General features: G+C 65.2%; 16 protein-coding genes. 6 read left to right on the top strand and 10 right to left on the bottom strand.

Annotated features, from left to right (window positions below; translation table 11 throughout):
• Positions 1–232 precede the first annotated feature (232 nt).
• From VGV41_RS11800 to VGV41_RS11790, 3 genes are all read right to left on the bottom strand, one after another.
• Positions 233–1003: an HpcH/HpaI aldolase/citrate lyase family protein gene (locus VGV41_RS11800; protein ID WP_326864031.1), complete on the bottom strand. Its 771-nt coding sequence runs from the start codon at positions 1001–1003 to the stop codon at positions 233–235.
• Positions 1004–1018: 15 nt separating this feature from the next.
• A complete protein-coding gene (hpaH, locus tag VGV41_RS11795; protein ID WP_326864030.1) occupies positions 1019–1801 on the bottom strand; it encodes a 2-oxo-hept-4-ene-1,7-dioate hydratase in 783 nt (260 codons plus the stop codon).
• Between the two features lie 141 nt (positions 1802–1942).
• The gene (locus tag VGV41_RS11790; protein WP_326864029.1) at positions 1943–2227 is read right to left on the bottom strand and encodes a hypothetical protein; all 285 of its coding nucleotides are present in this window, start codon (positions 2225–2227) and stop codon (positions 1943–1945) included.
• A gap of 219 nt (positions 2228–2446) precedes the next feature.
• Between VGV41_RS11790 and VGV41_RS11785 the strand changes: the two genes are divergently transcribed.
• Positions 2447–3406 (top strand): alpha/beta hydrolase, encoded by a 960-nt coding sequence (locus VGV41_RS11785; RefSeq protein ID WP_326864028.1) that lies wholly within the window; start codon positions 2447–2449, stop codon positions 3404–3406.
• On the opposite strand, the gene VGV41_RS11780 is transcribed toward VGV41_RS11785, so the two are convergent.
• The 4 genes from VGV41_RS11780 to VGV41_RS11765 form a co-directional block, all read right to left on the bottom strand.
• The gene (locus VGV41_RS11780) at positions 3400–3618 is read right to left on the bottom strand and encodes a SlyX family protein (RefSeq protein ID WP_326864027.1); all 219 of its coding nucleotides are present in this window, start codon (positions 3616–3618) and stop codon (positions 3400–3402) included. The two genes, VGV41_RS11785 and VGV41_RS11780, sit on opposite strands and share 7 nt — an antisense overlap.
• A 74-nt stretch (positions 3619–3692) precedes the next feature.
• Positions 3693–4343 carry a CoA transferase subunit B gene (locus tag VGV41_RS11775; protein WP_326864026.1) on the bottom strand — a complete coding sequence of 217 codons (651 nt, stop codon included), beginning with the start codon at positions 4341–4343 and terminating at the stop codon, positions 3693–3695.
• 2 nt (positions 4344–4345) lie between these two features.
• Positions 4346–5074 carry a CoA transferase subunit A gene (locus VGV41_RS11770; protein ID WP_326864025.1) on the bottom strand — a complete coding sequence of 243 codons (729 nt, stop codon included), beginning with the start codon at positions 5072–5074 and terminating at the stop codon, positions 4346–4348.
• A 95-nt stretch (positions 5075–5169) separates the two neighbouring features.
• Positions 5170–5478: a hypothetical protein gene (locus tag VGV41_RS11765; protein WP_326864024.1), complete on the bottom strand. Its 309-nt coding sequence runs from the start codon at positions 5476–5478 to the stop codon at positions 5170–5172.
• 121 nt (positions 5479–5599) lie between these two features.
• Here VGV41_RS11765 and VGV41_RS11760 point away from each other — a divergent pair, with 121 nt between their 5' ends.
• From VGV41_RS11760 to VGV41_RS11750, 3 genes are read left to right on the top strand one after another with little or no spacing between them, the layout of a single operon-like run.
• Positions 5600–6574: a D-2-hydroxyacid dehydrogenase gene (locus tag VGV41_RS11760; protein ID WP_326864023.1), complete on the top strand. Its 975-nt coding sequence runs from the start codon at positions 5600–5602 to the stop codon at positions 6572–6574.
• Position 6575: 1 nt separating this feature from the next.
• Complete coding sequence (locus VGV41_RS11755; protein ID WP_326864022.1) at positions 6576–7772, top strand: M24 family metallopeptidase; 1197 nt, start codon at positions 6576–6578, stop codon at positions 7770–7772.
• 22 nt (positions 7773–7794) lie between these two features.
• A complete protein-coding gene (locus VGV41_RS11750; RefSeq protein ID WP_326864021.1) occupies positions 7795–8202 on the top strand; it encodes a RidA family protein in 408 nt (135 codons plus the stop codon).
• 9 nt (positions 8203–8211) lie between these two features.
• On the opposite strand, the gene hpxZ is transcribed toward VGV41_RS11750, so the two are convergent.
• Genes hpxZ through VGV41_RS11735 form a run of 3 tightly spaced genes read right to left on the bottom strand, consistent with a single transcriptional unit; the run spans position 8212 to position 9804 of the window.
• The gene (hpxZ, locus tag VGV41_RS11745; RefSeq protein ID WP_326864020.1) at positions 8212–8598 is read right to left on the bottom strand and encodes an oxalurate catabolism protein HpxZ; all 387 of its coding nucleotides are present in this window, start codon (positions 8596–8598) and stop codon (positions 8212–8214) included.
• A 17-nt stretch (positions 8599–8615) separates the two neighbouring features.
• On the bottom strand, positions 8616–9605 hold the full coding sequence (locus tag VGV41_RS11740) for an EamA family transporter (RefSeq protein WP_326864019.1): 990 nt from the start codon (positions 9603–9605) through the stop codon (positions 8616–8618).
• 13 nt (positions 9606–9618) lie between these two features.
• On the bottom strand, positions 9619–9804 hold the full coding sequence (locus VGV41_RS11735) for a hypothetical protein (RefSeq protein WP_326864018.1): 186 nt from the start codon (positions 9802–9804) through the stop codon (positions 9619–9621).
• A 57-nt stretch (positions 9805–9861) separates the two neighbouring features.
• Here VGV41_RS11735 and VGV41_RS11730 point away from each other — a divergent pair, with 57 nt between their 5' ends.
• Both VGV41_RS11730 and VGV41_RS11725 read left to right on the top strand, forming a co-directional pair.
• Positions 9862–11604 (top strand): CocE/NonD family hydrolase, encoded by a 1743-nt coding sequence (locus tag VGV41_RS11730; RefSeq protein ID WP_326864017.1) that lies wholly within the window; start codon positions 9862–9864, stop codon positions 11602–11604.
• Positions 11605–11639: 35 nt separating this feature from the next.
• Positions 11640–12617 (top strand): tripartite tricarboxylate transporter substrate binding protein, encoded by a 978-nt coding sequence (locus tag VGV41_RS11725; RefSeq protein WP_326864016.1) that lies wholly within the window; start codon positions 11640–11642, stop codon positions 12615–12617.
• Positions 12618–12658 lie beyond the last annotated feature (41 nt).

Genomic DNA, 12658 nt, shown 5'->3' with positions numbered 1-12658 from the left:
CCTCGCAAGCCCCCTGGCGCCTCCCGGCGCTCCAGTCCCCTTTTGGGGAAACGGAAAAAGGGACCGGCCTCCCCGGGGCCGAACAAAGAATACGGGCGGCGGAGCGTTGGCTACTCGGTCATTCCGGGGCGCGAGCGCAGCAAGCAAACCCGGAATCCAGGCACTCGCTCGGAATCGGTCTTCTGGATTCCGGGTTCGCGCTTTCGGCGCGCCCCGGAATGACAATGGAAACTCAGCCCTTGAACTTCTTGGCCAGAGTGTCGGCGCTCTTGGCGAGCAGGCCGACGTCGGAGCCGACCGCGACGAAAAGGTAGCCCCATTCGATGTAGCGGCGGATTTCCTCTTCGTTGCCGGTGAGGATGCCGGCCGGCTTGCCGACCTTCTTCAGCCGCTTCACGGCGTCGTGGATCGCTTCCTGCACGCCCGGATGCGCCGGATTGCCGAGATGACCGAGCGACGCCGCAAGATCGGACGGACCGATGAACACGCCATCCACGCCATCCACGCCGGCTATCGCCTCGAGCTCTTTCATTGCCTCGCGCGTCTCGACCTGCACCAGCACGCAGATCTCCGCGTTGGCCTTGCCGAGATAACCGGGCGTACGGCCGTAGCGGCTGGCGCGCGCCGCGACCGAGACGCCGCGGATGCCTTGCGGCGGATAGCGCGTCGAGGCGACGGCGCGCTTGGCCTCCTCGACGTTCTGCACGTAGGGAAACAGCAGCGTCTGCGCGCCGATGTCGAGCGCGCGCTTGGCCAGCACCGCGTCGTTCCACGCCGGGCGGATGATCGGCGTCGCCGTGCCGCCGCGCACCGCCTGCAACTGTTCGACGAGATCGGGGATCTCGTTCGGCGAATGCTCGGTGTCGAGCAGGATCCAGTCGAAACCGGAGTCACCGATGATGTCGGCGACGATGTTGCTGCACAGGCTCGACCACAGGCCGATCTGCAGTTTGCCGGCGGCGATCGCGTGCTTGAAGGCGTTGCGCTGGAAGTCCGTCGTCATGCTTGTTCCCTGCCCTCACACGAACTGGATGGCGAGGCCGCCGAGCGGCCCGAAATCGGCGTGCAAGGTATCACCTTTCTGCGCGAAGACGACGCGGGTGAACGAGCCGGCGAGCACGATGTGGCCGGGCTCGAGCGCGTGCCCGTGCGGACCGATCTTGTTGGCGAGCCAGGCGACGCCGAGCGCCGGATGGCCGAGCACGCCGGCGGCGAGGCCCGTCTCCTCGATCTCGGAATTGCGATACATGATGCCGCCGACCCAGCGCAGGTCGACGTCCATCGGCCCGACCGGACGTCCGCCCATGGCGATGCCGGCGGCGGCGCCATTGTCGGCGACGGTGTCGACGATCTTGCGCTGGTCCTGGATGCGCGCATCGACGATCTCGATCGCCGGCACGACGTATTCGGTGGCACGCAGCACCTCGGCCAGCCCGACGCCGGGTCCTTGCAGCCGCTTGCCCATGATGAAAGCGAGTTCGACTTCGACGCGCGGCTTGCAGTAGTCGGAATGCTTCACCTTGGCGCCGTCGCCGATGATCTGGTCGTCGAGGATGTAGCCGTAGTCCGGCTCATCGATCATCGAGGAGCGCTGCATCGCCTTCGAGGTCAGCCCGACCTTGTGGCCGATGAGCTTGGCGCCGGCCTTGATCTTGCGCTGCGCGACTTCCGTCGAGATCGCGTAGCTATCGTCGATGGTGATGTTTGGGAAAGTGACGTGCAGCTGCGTCGCCTGCTTCCGCTCCTTCTGGGCGTTCATCAGGATGTCGGCGGCCTTCATGCGTTCGGCTTGAGTGAGCATGGGATATCCTCGAAGGAATTGAGAGCGGTCGGCCGGCTAGGCGGGCGTCGGCGCGGAAGGCCTTGACCGCATCAAGGCTGCCGCCGCGCGCCAGCGACCTAGCAGGTTCGCGCGCCCAAGTCATCGGCCGGACGGCACGGCTCAGGCCTTGGCGAGCTTTCCGTTGATGAAAGCGAGCAGCCGCGCCATCGGCGGGCGCATGAACGGCAGATCGACTGCCAGCAGTGCGAGACCGAGCGGCAGCATCCAGAAGCCGAGGATCGGGAGGAAGCCGACGAAGCCGCCTGCCATCAGCACGATCGCCAACGGAACGCGCACCCAGACGGCGTGCGGCGCGCGCACAATGTCGAGCAGCCGCGCCGCCCAATCCGGCAGATGCTCCTTGAGGCTGTCGATCTCGCGGGTGAGGTCTTCCTTGCGGCGCATGCCCGGACAAGCGGAGCGCGCAAGCGTTCGTTCCGGCCTGCCGTCGCCGCATGGCCGCTCTGCCGCCGGCTTCGGAATAATTCGCAGCCGGGCGTGTTCATCCCGCGTTGCCATTCCTGACCTCGGCAACCGCCCTGCCCGACGGCACGGTGAAGCCTCGGAGACCCTGCCAACATGCTTGCACGAATGACGGCGGCAGCCGCGATTGTTGCCGCTCTGATGAGTTTGCTCCCGGCATCCACACCCGCCACGGCATCGCCCGTACCGGCGATCCATTCGACCACCGTCTACAAGTACGCCCAGGTCGACGGCATCAAGATCTTCTATCGCGAGGCCGGGCCCGCGCACGCGCCGACGCTTCTCCTCCTGCACGGATTGCCGTCATCGTCGCGTGAGTTCGACACCCTCATCCCGATGCTTGCGGATCGTTATCACGTCATCGCCCCCGATTATCCCGGCTTCGGCCATTCCGACGCGCCATCGCCCGACAAATTCGACTACACGTTCGATCATCTGGCGCAGATCATCGACGGCTTCACGCAAACCGCCGGCTTAACGAAATACGCGCTTTACGTTCACGACTACGGCGGACCCGTCGGCTTTCGTCTCGCTGTCGCGCACCCCGAACGCATCACGGCGATCGTGGTGCAGAATGCGGTCGCCCACGACGACGGACTGGATGAGAAACGCTGGGCAGCGCCGCGGGCGTTCTGGGCCGACCGCGCGAAATACGAATCCGTATTCCGGGAGCGCCTGACCGCTTTGCAGGGCGCGAAGGCGCGTCACGTCGGCGGCTCGCCCCACCCCGAGCGCTACAATCCCGATCTATGGGACGACGAGTTCGCCTATCTGAGCAAGCCCGGGATCGCCGACATCCAGGTGGCGCTTTTCTACGATTACCGCACCAATCTGGCTGAGTATCCGGCGTGGCAAGCCTACTTCCGCAAATTCAAGCCGCCGATGCTGATCGTGTGGGGCAAGTACGACGCCTCATTCGCGCTGCCGGAGGTCGCCGCCTACAAACGCGACTTGCCGAAGGCGGAGGTCCATATCCTCGAGGCGGGTCACTTCGCACTCGACGAAGCAGCCGATGAGATTGCCGCCGACATGCGCCGGTTCCTCGCCGCGACGACCCCGAAGGTGCACCGAGCAAGCGGGCCCCCCACCGCCGCTCAATAATGCGGCGGCGGCGGCTCCGGCTCGCCGGCCGGCGCATGCGCTTCAAGCTCCTGCATCTGCGCGCCGAGGCGGGCCAACTGCCGCTTGAGGTCTTCGATCTCCTTCCACTGCGCGAGGATCGTGGCGTTCAGGTCCTCGATCGTGCGCTCCTGCTCGGTCGCGCGCATCTCCAGCGCATCGACCCGCTCGGTCAGGGCGTCGCGGTCACTCATAAGGATGCGTCCCCTGCTCTGAAACGACTTGCGCCGCCGCTTTCCGGAGCGGCGGCGCCTTTGATGGTCGACCCTCAGTGCTTCAGCTTCGGATCGACGCTGAACTTCGCCTCGGTCTTCTGCGTGATCTCGTCGAGACTGACGTCGGTCGCGAGCTCAATCAAGGTCATGCCGCCCTTCTTGCGGTCGATGGTGAAGACGCCGAGATCGGTGATCACCATGTCGACGACGCCGGCGCCGGTCAGGGGCAGGTTGCACTTGTGCAGCAGCTTCGGCTCGTTCTTGGCCGTGTGCTCCATGATGACGACGACCTTCTTGACGCCGGCGACGAGGTCCATGGCGCCGCCCATGCCCTTCACCATCTTGCCGGGGATCATCCAGTTGGCGAGGTCGCCGTTCTCGGCCACCTGCATGGCGCCGAGCAGCGCGATGTCGATGTGGCCGCCGCGGATCATCGCGAAACTGTCTGCCGACGAGAAGAAGCTCGTCGTCGGCAGCTCGGTCACGGTCTGCTTGCCGGCGTTGATGAGGTCCGGATCCTCATCGCCCTCATAGGGGAACGGACCGAAGCCGAGCATGCCGTTCTCGCTCTGCAGCTGCACGGTCATGCCCTCGGGGATGTAGTTCGACACGAGCGTCGGAATGCCGATGCCGAGATTGACGTAAAAGCCGTCACGCAATTCTTTGGCCGCGCGTTCGGCCATTTGATCGCGGGTCCAGGCCATTGTTAGACCTCCTCTCCGGTAGCGGCGGCGGGGACGCGCTTGCGTACCGTGCGCTGCTCGATGTGCTTGACGGCGTTCGGCACGTGAATGATGCGCTTCACGTAGACGCCGGGGGTGATGATGTGGTCGGGATCGATTTCGCCGGGGCGCACCAGGTGCTCGACCTCGGCGACGGTCACCTTGCCGGCGGTCGCCATCATCGGATTGAAGTTGCGCGCCGTCTTCCGATAGACGAGGTTGCCCTCGTGGTCGCCCATCCAGGCGTGCACGACGGACAGATCGGCGACGATGCCGCGCTCCATGATGTAGCGGTCGCCGTCGAACTCACGCTCTTCCTTGCCCTTGGCGATGTCGGTGCCGGCGCCCGTGCGGGTGTAGAAAGCCGGGATGCCGGCGCCGCCGGCGCGGATGCGCTCGGCCAAGGTGCCCTGCGGGTTGAATTCGATTTCCAACTCGCCGGCGAGGTACTGCTGCGCGAACAGCTTGTTCTCGCCCACGTAAGACGAGATCATCTTCTTGACCTGACGCGTCTCGAGCAGCAGGCCCAAGCCCGCGCCGTCGACACCGGCATTGTTGGAGACCACGGTGAGATTCTTCACCCCGGACTCCTGGATCGCCTTGATCAGCGTCTCCGGGATGCCGCAGAGGCCGAAGCCGCCGCAGCAGATCAACATGCCGTCCTTGAGCACACCGGCAAGCGCGGCCTTCGCGTCGGAATAGACTTTTTTCATGTACTTCCGCCCTGGTCACAGTGAACGCACGCAGCGCCCCGGCTGCGCGGCTCATCGAGAAGGAGAAAACATCATCCGCCGGGGCGGATGCAAGCCTACTGCGGCTTCGGCGGCGTTATGTCCGTGACCGGGTTGGCCGGGCGCACCGGCGCGGCCGGCTTCGGCGGCGGCGGCGGCGCGGCGGCGACCGGCACCGGCGGCGGATTGAGCGACGTCGGCAGCGGCAGGTGGTGCGGATAATAGCTCCAGGCCACAAAGGCGGCGGCGAACAGGATCGCCGTCAGCAGGGCGCCCGAGCCCCGGCGGCCGAAACTGAGGAAGTTGCCGATCAGACTGGCCACGAAGACGAAAACCGCCAGGATCGCCACGTACAGCCAGTTCACGCTCGCCAGATCGATCGGCATTTACCGCCCTCCCCGTTTGCAGCGATCCTAGCTCAGTCCCGCGATACGGGCCAACGCCGTCGCGTCATTTGCCGCGGCCGCGTTTGCCACTATACCTGCCCGGCCACGTCCCAGGGTGCCCATGCCAAACCTTCTTATCCTCACCGAAGTTCAAGAGTCGATGCGCGCCCGCTACAAGCAGATGCTGCTGGAGCGGTTCCCGCAACAATTGACCGTCAATGTCGTCGGCCATCACACCCTGGTCGACCCCTATATTGCCGACACCGACATCCTGCTCTGCTTCTCGCCGCCGATGGCCGACCACGTCGTGCGCGACGCCAAGAAGCTGAAATGGATCCAGGCGCTGGGCACCGGCGTCGACAACATCATCGATCTGCCTTCGCTCGATCCGGAGGTGCTGGTCACCAACCTGCGCGGCATCCACGGGCCGCCGATGTCGGAAGCGACCATCGCCTACATGCTTTCGCTCGCGCGCGACATGCCGCGCACGGCGCTGGCGCAGCCGCGGCACGCCTGGGAGCGCTGGCCGGTCGGCCTGCTCGACGGCAAGACCGTCGGCATCCTCGGTGTCGGGCTCATCGCCGAGCATCTGGCGCCGATGCTGAAGGCCTTCAACATGACGGTGGTCGGCATCAGCGGCTCGCCGCGCCCGGCGCCCGGCTTTGACCGCATGGCCAGCCGCGCCGACCTCATCGACGTCGTGCGCGAACTCGATTACCTCGTCGTGCTGATCCCAATGAGCAACGAGACACGCCATATCATCAATGCCGAAGTGCTCGCCGCCATGAAGCCGACGGCTTATCTGGTCAACGTCGCGCGCGGCGGCGTGGTCGACGAGGCGGCGCTGATCGAGGCGCTCAACAGCGGCCAGATCGCCGGCGCCGCGCTCGACGTCTACGCCAAAGAGCCGCTGCCGCCGGATAGCCCGTTGTGGAAGACCAAGAACCTGCAGTGCATCCCGCATCTCGGCGGCTATTCGCAAGGCTACGAGGACCGCGCCATGCCGACGATCGTAGACAATATGCGCTGCTTCCTCAACGGCGAGCCCAGGCGCATGATCAACATCGTGCGCGAACCCGCCTCCTGGAGAAAATGACATGGCCCTGTCGGACCGCCTGAACACCCCCGTCTCCACCGCCGAGCTGGAGCGGCGCTGGGCCGCGGTCCGCGCCGCCATGCAGCGCGACAAGATCGACGTTCTGCTGATGCAGAACAACAATGACCACATGGGCGGCTACGTCCGCTACTTCACCGACATGCCGGCGACCAACGGCTACCCGAACACGGTGATCTTCCCGCGCGACGACGACATGAGCGTCGTCTGCCAGGGCCCGTTCGGCGGCAGCGAGCCGACCGCGCAAGGCGACCAGACCTGGCGCGGCGTCAAGCAGCTACTGACGACGCCGAGCTACGCCTCGGCGCACTACACCAAAGATTACGACCCCGAACTCGCGGTGCAGGCGCTCAAGCCCTACGCCAAGGCCACCGTCGGCTTCGTCGGCACCTACCAGATGTCCTACGCGCTGCTCGATTACGTGAAGCGCGCATTGCCGCAGGCGACCTTTGTCGACGCCACCGAGCTGGTCGACCGCATCAAGGTGATCAAGAGCGCCGAGGAGATGGAGCTGGTCAAGCGCGCGGCGCTGATGCAGGACGGCGCCATGCGCGCCGCCTTCGCCGCAGCGAAGCCCGGCATGCGCGACGTCGAGGTCGCGGCGATCGCGCAGCAGTACAGCGTCACGCACGGCAGCGAGAACGGCATCTATCTCTGCGCCTCGATGCCGCTCGGCAAGCCGTCGAAGTTCGCCAACCGGCATCTGCAGAACCGCGTCATCCAGAAGGGCGACCAGATCGCGCTGCTGGTCGAGGACAACGGCCCCGGCGGCATGTACACCGAGCTCGGCCGGTCCTGCGTCGTCGGCGTGCCGGTGCCGCAGCAGATGAAGGACGAGCTTGCCTTCTGCAAGGCGTCGCGCAAGTTCACGCTCGATCTCCTGAAGCCCGGCACCCCCTGCAAGGACATCTGGGACGCGTTCAACGACTTCATGGCGAAAAACGGCCGCCCGACCGAGTCACGGCTCTATTGCCACGGCCAGGGCTACGATCTCGTCGAGCGACCGCTGGTGCGCAATGACGAGCCGTGGACGATCGAGAAGGACATGAACATCGTCGTCCATCCGACCTACGTGCACGGCGGCTATCTCAACTGGCTGTGCGACAATTACCTGATCGGCGGCAACGGCCCCGGCGACCGGCTGCATCAGTTCCCCGAGGAGGTCGTCGAAGTGGGCTGACCGCCTTCACACGGAGGCGACCATGGCGGAGATCAAGATCGTCAACCCGGACGCGCTCGGACAGCCGCTCGGGCAGTACTCGCAGATGACGCGGGTGAAGGCGTCGGAATTCCTGTTCATCGCCGGGCAACTCGGCGTCGACAAAGACGGCAAGATCGCCGCCGACGGCAATTTCGACGAACAGTGCAAACAGACCTTCGCCAATATCGAGGCGGCGCTGAAATCCGCCGGCGCCGGCTGGGGCAATGTCGCGCAGTTCACGACCTACCTCGTGCACTCGCAGGACATCCCGAATTTCATGACCTTCCGCAAGCGCGAGTTCCCGCGCATGTTCGCGGGCGGCGCCTACCCGCCGAACACGCTGCTGATGATCGACCGGCTGGTGATCGAGCCGGCGCTGATCGAGGTGCAGACGGTGGCGGCTTTGTGAGCGAAGCCGCTACTTCTTCTCTTCCATCAGGCTCACATGCGCGGCGACGACGCGCCAGCCTTCCGGGAATTTCACCCAGGTCTGCATCTGCCGGCCGACGCGCCTGGGCGCCGACGGACGCTCGTACAAGGTCGACGCGACCGCGACGTCGCGGCCATAGGTCGTGATCACCGTGCGCGAGAGCTTGCGGCCGAGCGCGACCGGCGACCGCGCCGCGCGGAACGCGGCGATCTCGCCGTAGCCGTAGAGGTTCTCGTTGACGCCGTAGCGGACGGTGCGCGGGTCGTCGCGGAAGAAGCCGTCGAGCGCATTGACGTCGTTCTTGACCAAAGCGGTCTCGTAGCGGTCGAAAGCCGCCCTCACCTCGGCGACCACCTCCGGCAGATCGATGTCCATAGCATCCCCCTGATTACTCACGGCCAATGCCAGCCCAGCACGTTCGCAAGGCCGGCCGGCAGCGACACGAATTGCGCAACATCGCCGATGCTGACCGACAGCGCCACCGCGCCGATGAGCGACACCACGGTGCCGGCGATGACGCGGCCATCGAACACCTCGTGCTTGGGATTGATCAGCCAGCCGAAATAGACGCGGAACACCAGCGAGAGGCGCTGGATCGGCGACACCACCGACACCGGCGCCACCGCCAGCGCCATGTAGCGCGTCATCTGTGACAGGCAGGCGAGCAGCCCCGAAACCACAAACCATTTCGCCGTGCGGCGGTCGACCCGTCGGAAGTCGGTCCAGCGGCCGGGCAAGGCCAAGACCAGCATCAGCGCGACGGTCGCCGCCAGATACGACACGAAGCCGCCGGCGATGCCGATGGCGATGCTTTTCTTGACGAAGGCCATGCGGATGATGACCGGGCTCAGGCCGAAGCCGATCGCGGACAAACTCGCATACAGATAGCCTTCCGCATATTCCGGAATGAATGTCGTCTCGCCCGCGGACTCCGGCGGCATCGGATCGACCGGGCGCTTCGCCGGCTTGAGGGTCATCGCCGGACCGGCGATGACAAGCGCGATGCCGATCAGCCGCAGCACGGTGAGCGGCTCGCCGAGCCAGAAGATCGCCAGTGCTAGCGTGATGATCAGGCTGCACTGCTGGATCGGTGCGACGAGATTGGCGCCGATCGCCTTGGTGGCGCGGTAGTTGCAGTAGCGGCCCCAAGCGAAGTGGATGACGCCGGCGACGGCCAGGAGCCCCCAGCTCCGCATGTTGAAGCTGGCGAGCGCGGTAAAGCCGCCGCTCACGAGCATCGCCACGACGAACACCGGCAGCGCGATCGGCAGGCTGATACCGACGGCCTGCAGTACGGTGCCGGACAAGACGCCGCGCCGCACCGTGGCGTTCGACCAGGCGAAGCTGACCGCCGAGATCAGCGCCAGAAATCCACCGAGCATTGAGCGCCGCGCCTCATTCCTGTCCGGGCGACGACGACGCACGACGCAACGCGGGCGCTCCGGTGACGGGCATCAATGTCATCAAGGTGCGCAGACGCGCAAGCCGACGCGGCCGCTTGTCGGCATTGCGATAACGGATTTTCGCGGCGGGAAAATACCGCAATTTAATTTGCCGCCGGCGCACGAAATCCTTGCTCACCCGGCGCGATTGCTTTCGACTGCACGTCCCCAGCGTGTTCACACGGAAGACCCGCACATGAGCGACACGAAATCCGAGATCCGCGATGGCATGCAGATCGACTGGGACGCGCCGATTCAGATGGACGACGGCATCGTGCTTCGCGCCGACGTGTTCCGGCCTGTCGGCGCAGGTCGCTGCCCGGTGATCCTGAGCTACGGCCCCTATGCCAAGGGCGCCGCTTTCCAGGAAAAATACAAAGGCAACTGGGCGCGACTCACCAAGGCGGCACCCGAGGTGCTTCAAGGATCGAGCAACAAATATCAGAACTGGGAACTGGTCGACCCGGAGAAATGGGTTCCGGAGGGTTACGCCATCGTCCGCATCGATTCCCGCGGCGCCGGCCGCTCGCCCGGCGTGCTCGACGTCTGGTCGGCGCGCGAGACGCAGGACATTTATGAGTGCATCGAATGGGCCGGCACCCAGCCGTGGAGCAACGGCAAGGTCGGCATGCACGGTATATCTTATTACGCCATGAACCAATGGACGGCCGGCGCGTTGCGGCCGCCGCATCTGGCCGCGCTCTGCATCTGGGAGGGATCGGCCGACTATTACCGCGAGCTTTGCCGGCACGGCGGCATCTACAGCGACTTCCTCGCCTCCTGGTTCCCGCGGCAGGTCATCAGCGTGCAGCATGGCGTTGGCGAGCGCGGCATCAAGAGCGTCGTCACCGGCGAGCCGGTGGCCGGACCGGAGACGTTACCCGAAGAGGAATTGAAGAAGAACCGCGTCGATACGGCCGGCGAGCCGAAGCGCCGTCGCCTGTTCGACGACTATTACGCCGCGCGCATTGCCGATTTCGCGCAGATCGAGGCGCCGCTTTTGTCGGCCGGCAACTGGGGCGGCATGGGCCTGCACACGCGCGGCAATTTCGAGGGCTATCTCGCCGCCGGCTCGCGGCAGAAATGGCTGGAGGTGCACGGCGACACGCACTTCACGCATTTCTACAGCACGTATGGCGAGACGCTGCAGAAGCGCTTCTTCGGCCATTTCCTCAAGGGCGAGGACACCGGCTGGGACAAGCAGCCGAAGGTGTCGCTCAACATCCGCCATCCGGACGAAAAATTCGTGCTGCGCGGCGAGAACGAATGGCCGCTCGCGCGCACGCAATGGGCCAAACATTACCTCGTCGCCGACGGCCAGCGGTTGTCGACCGCCGCCCCCGGCGCGAGCACGACGCTGAGCTACGAGACCACCGGCGACGGTCTCACCTTCCGCCTGCCGCCGGCGAAAGAGCCGCTGGAGATCACCGGCCCGGTCGCCGCGAAGCTCTGGATTTCCTCTGAGACGACCGACGCCGATCTGATCCTCGCGCTGCGGCTGTTCGATCCCGCCGGCAAGGAGGTCACTTTCATCGGCTCCAACGACCCGCGCACGCCGATCGGTCTCGGCTGGTTGCGCGCCTCGCACCGCAAGCTCGATCCGGCAAAATCGAAGCCGTACCGTCCCTGGCACACGCACGACGAGGAATGGCCGCTCAAACCGGGCGAGGCGGTCGAGGTCGACGTCGAGATCTGGCCGACCTCCATCGTCGTGCCGCCCGGTTACACCTTGGCCCTCACGATTGGCGGCAAGGACTACGAGGTCGACGGCACCGACATCGCGTTACCGAACGCCCCCTACCCCATGAAAGGCGTCGGTCCGTTCCTGCACATCGACAAGGACGACCGCCCCGCGGCGATCTTTGCCCGCCGCAATACGCTGCATTTCGCGCCCGGCAAGGAGCCATATCTCTTGTTGCCGGTCATTCCGCAGCGGTAAGCTTCACAAAAAACAGACACACAAGGGAGGACATCATGATCAGGCGTACTGTCGTAGCGGCACTCGCACTCGCGGGGCTGACGTTTGCGGCCCTGCCGGCGCAGGCCGCTGATTATCCGAGTCGCACCATCACCATGATCGTGCCCTACCCCGCCGGCGGCCCGACCGATCAGACGGCCCGGCAGATCGCGCAGTCGATGTCGCAAACCCTCAAGCAGACGGTCATCGTCGAGAACGTCAGCGGCGGCGGCACCATCATCGCCACCAACAAGGTCGCGAAGTCGGCGCCCGACGGCTACACGCTGCTGCTGCACAATCTGCAGATCTCCGCCAACGTCACGCTTTACAAGAACCTGCCGTTCAACACCGAAAAGGACCTGACGCCGATCATTTTCGTCAACAGCAATCCGCTGGTGCTGGTCGGCCGCAAGACGCTGGAAGCCAACGACCTGAAGTCGCTGCTCGCCGATATGAAGAAGACGCGGATGAAGGCGGCAATTCCCGGCTTCGGCGCGACCGGCCATCTCGCCACCGCGCTGCTGGCGCAGGAAGACGGCGCCAAGGTCGACATGATTCCCTATCGGGGAGCGGCACCGGCACTCACCGACATTCTCGGCGGCCATGTCGACCTGTTCTTCGCCACGCCGCAATCGGTCGTGCAGCAGGTCGCCGTCGGCCAGATGAAGGCCTATGGCATCACGTCAAACGACAAGGTGCCCGAACTGCCGAACGTGAAAAGCTTTGTCGACGTGTTCGGGCCGAAACTGAAGATCCAGTTCTGGCAGGCGCTGTTCGCGCCGGCCGGCACGCCGCAGCCGGTGATCGACAAATTGAACCACGCCGTGCAGGTGGCGGTGTCGGATCCCAAGCTGCTCGCGATCTGGAAGAAGGAAGGCGTGTCCGCCTATCCGAAGGACGAGCAGACCACGGCAGCGGCGCGCAAAATGATGGCCAGCGAGGTCGCGCGCTGGGGCAAGGTCATCAAGGACAACAACATCCACCTCGATCAGTAATTAAACACAAGCTCAAATCATGCCCGGCGGCTCCGCCGGGC

The organism is Pseudolabrys sp. (assembly GCF_035943735.1).
Classification (GTDB): Bacteria; Pseudomonadota; Alphaproteobacteria; order Rhizobiales; family Xanthobacteraceae; genus Pseudolabrys.
This window is presented reverse-complemented; position numbering and strand designations above follow the sequence as displayed.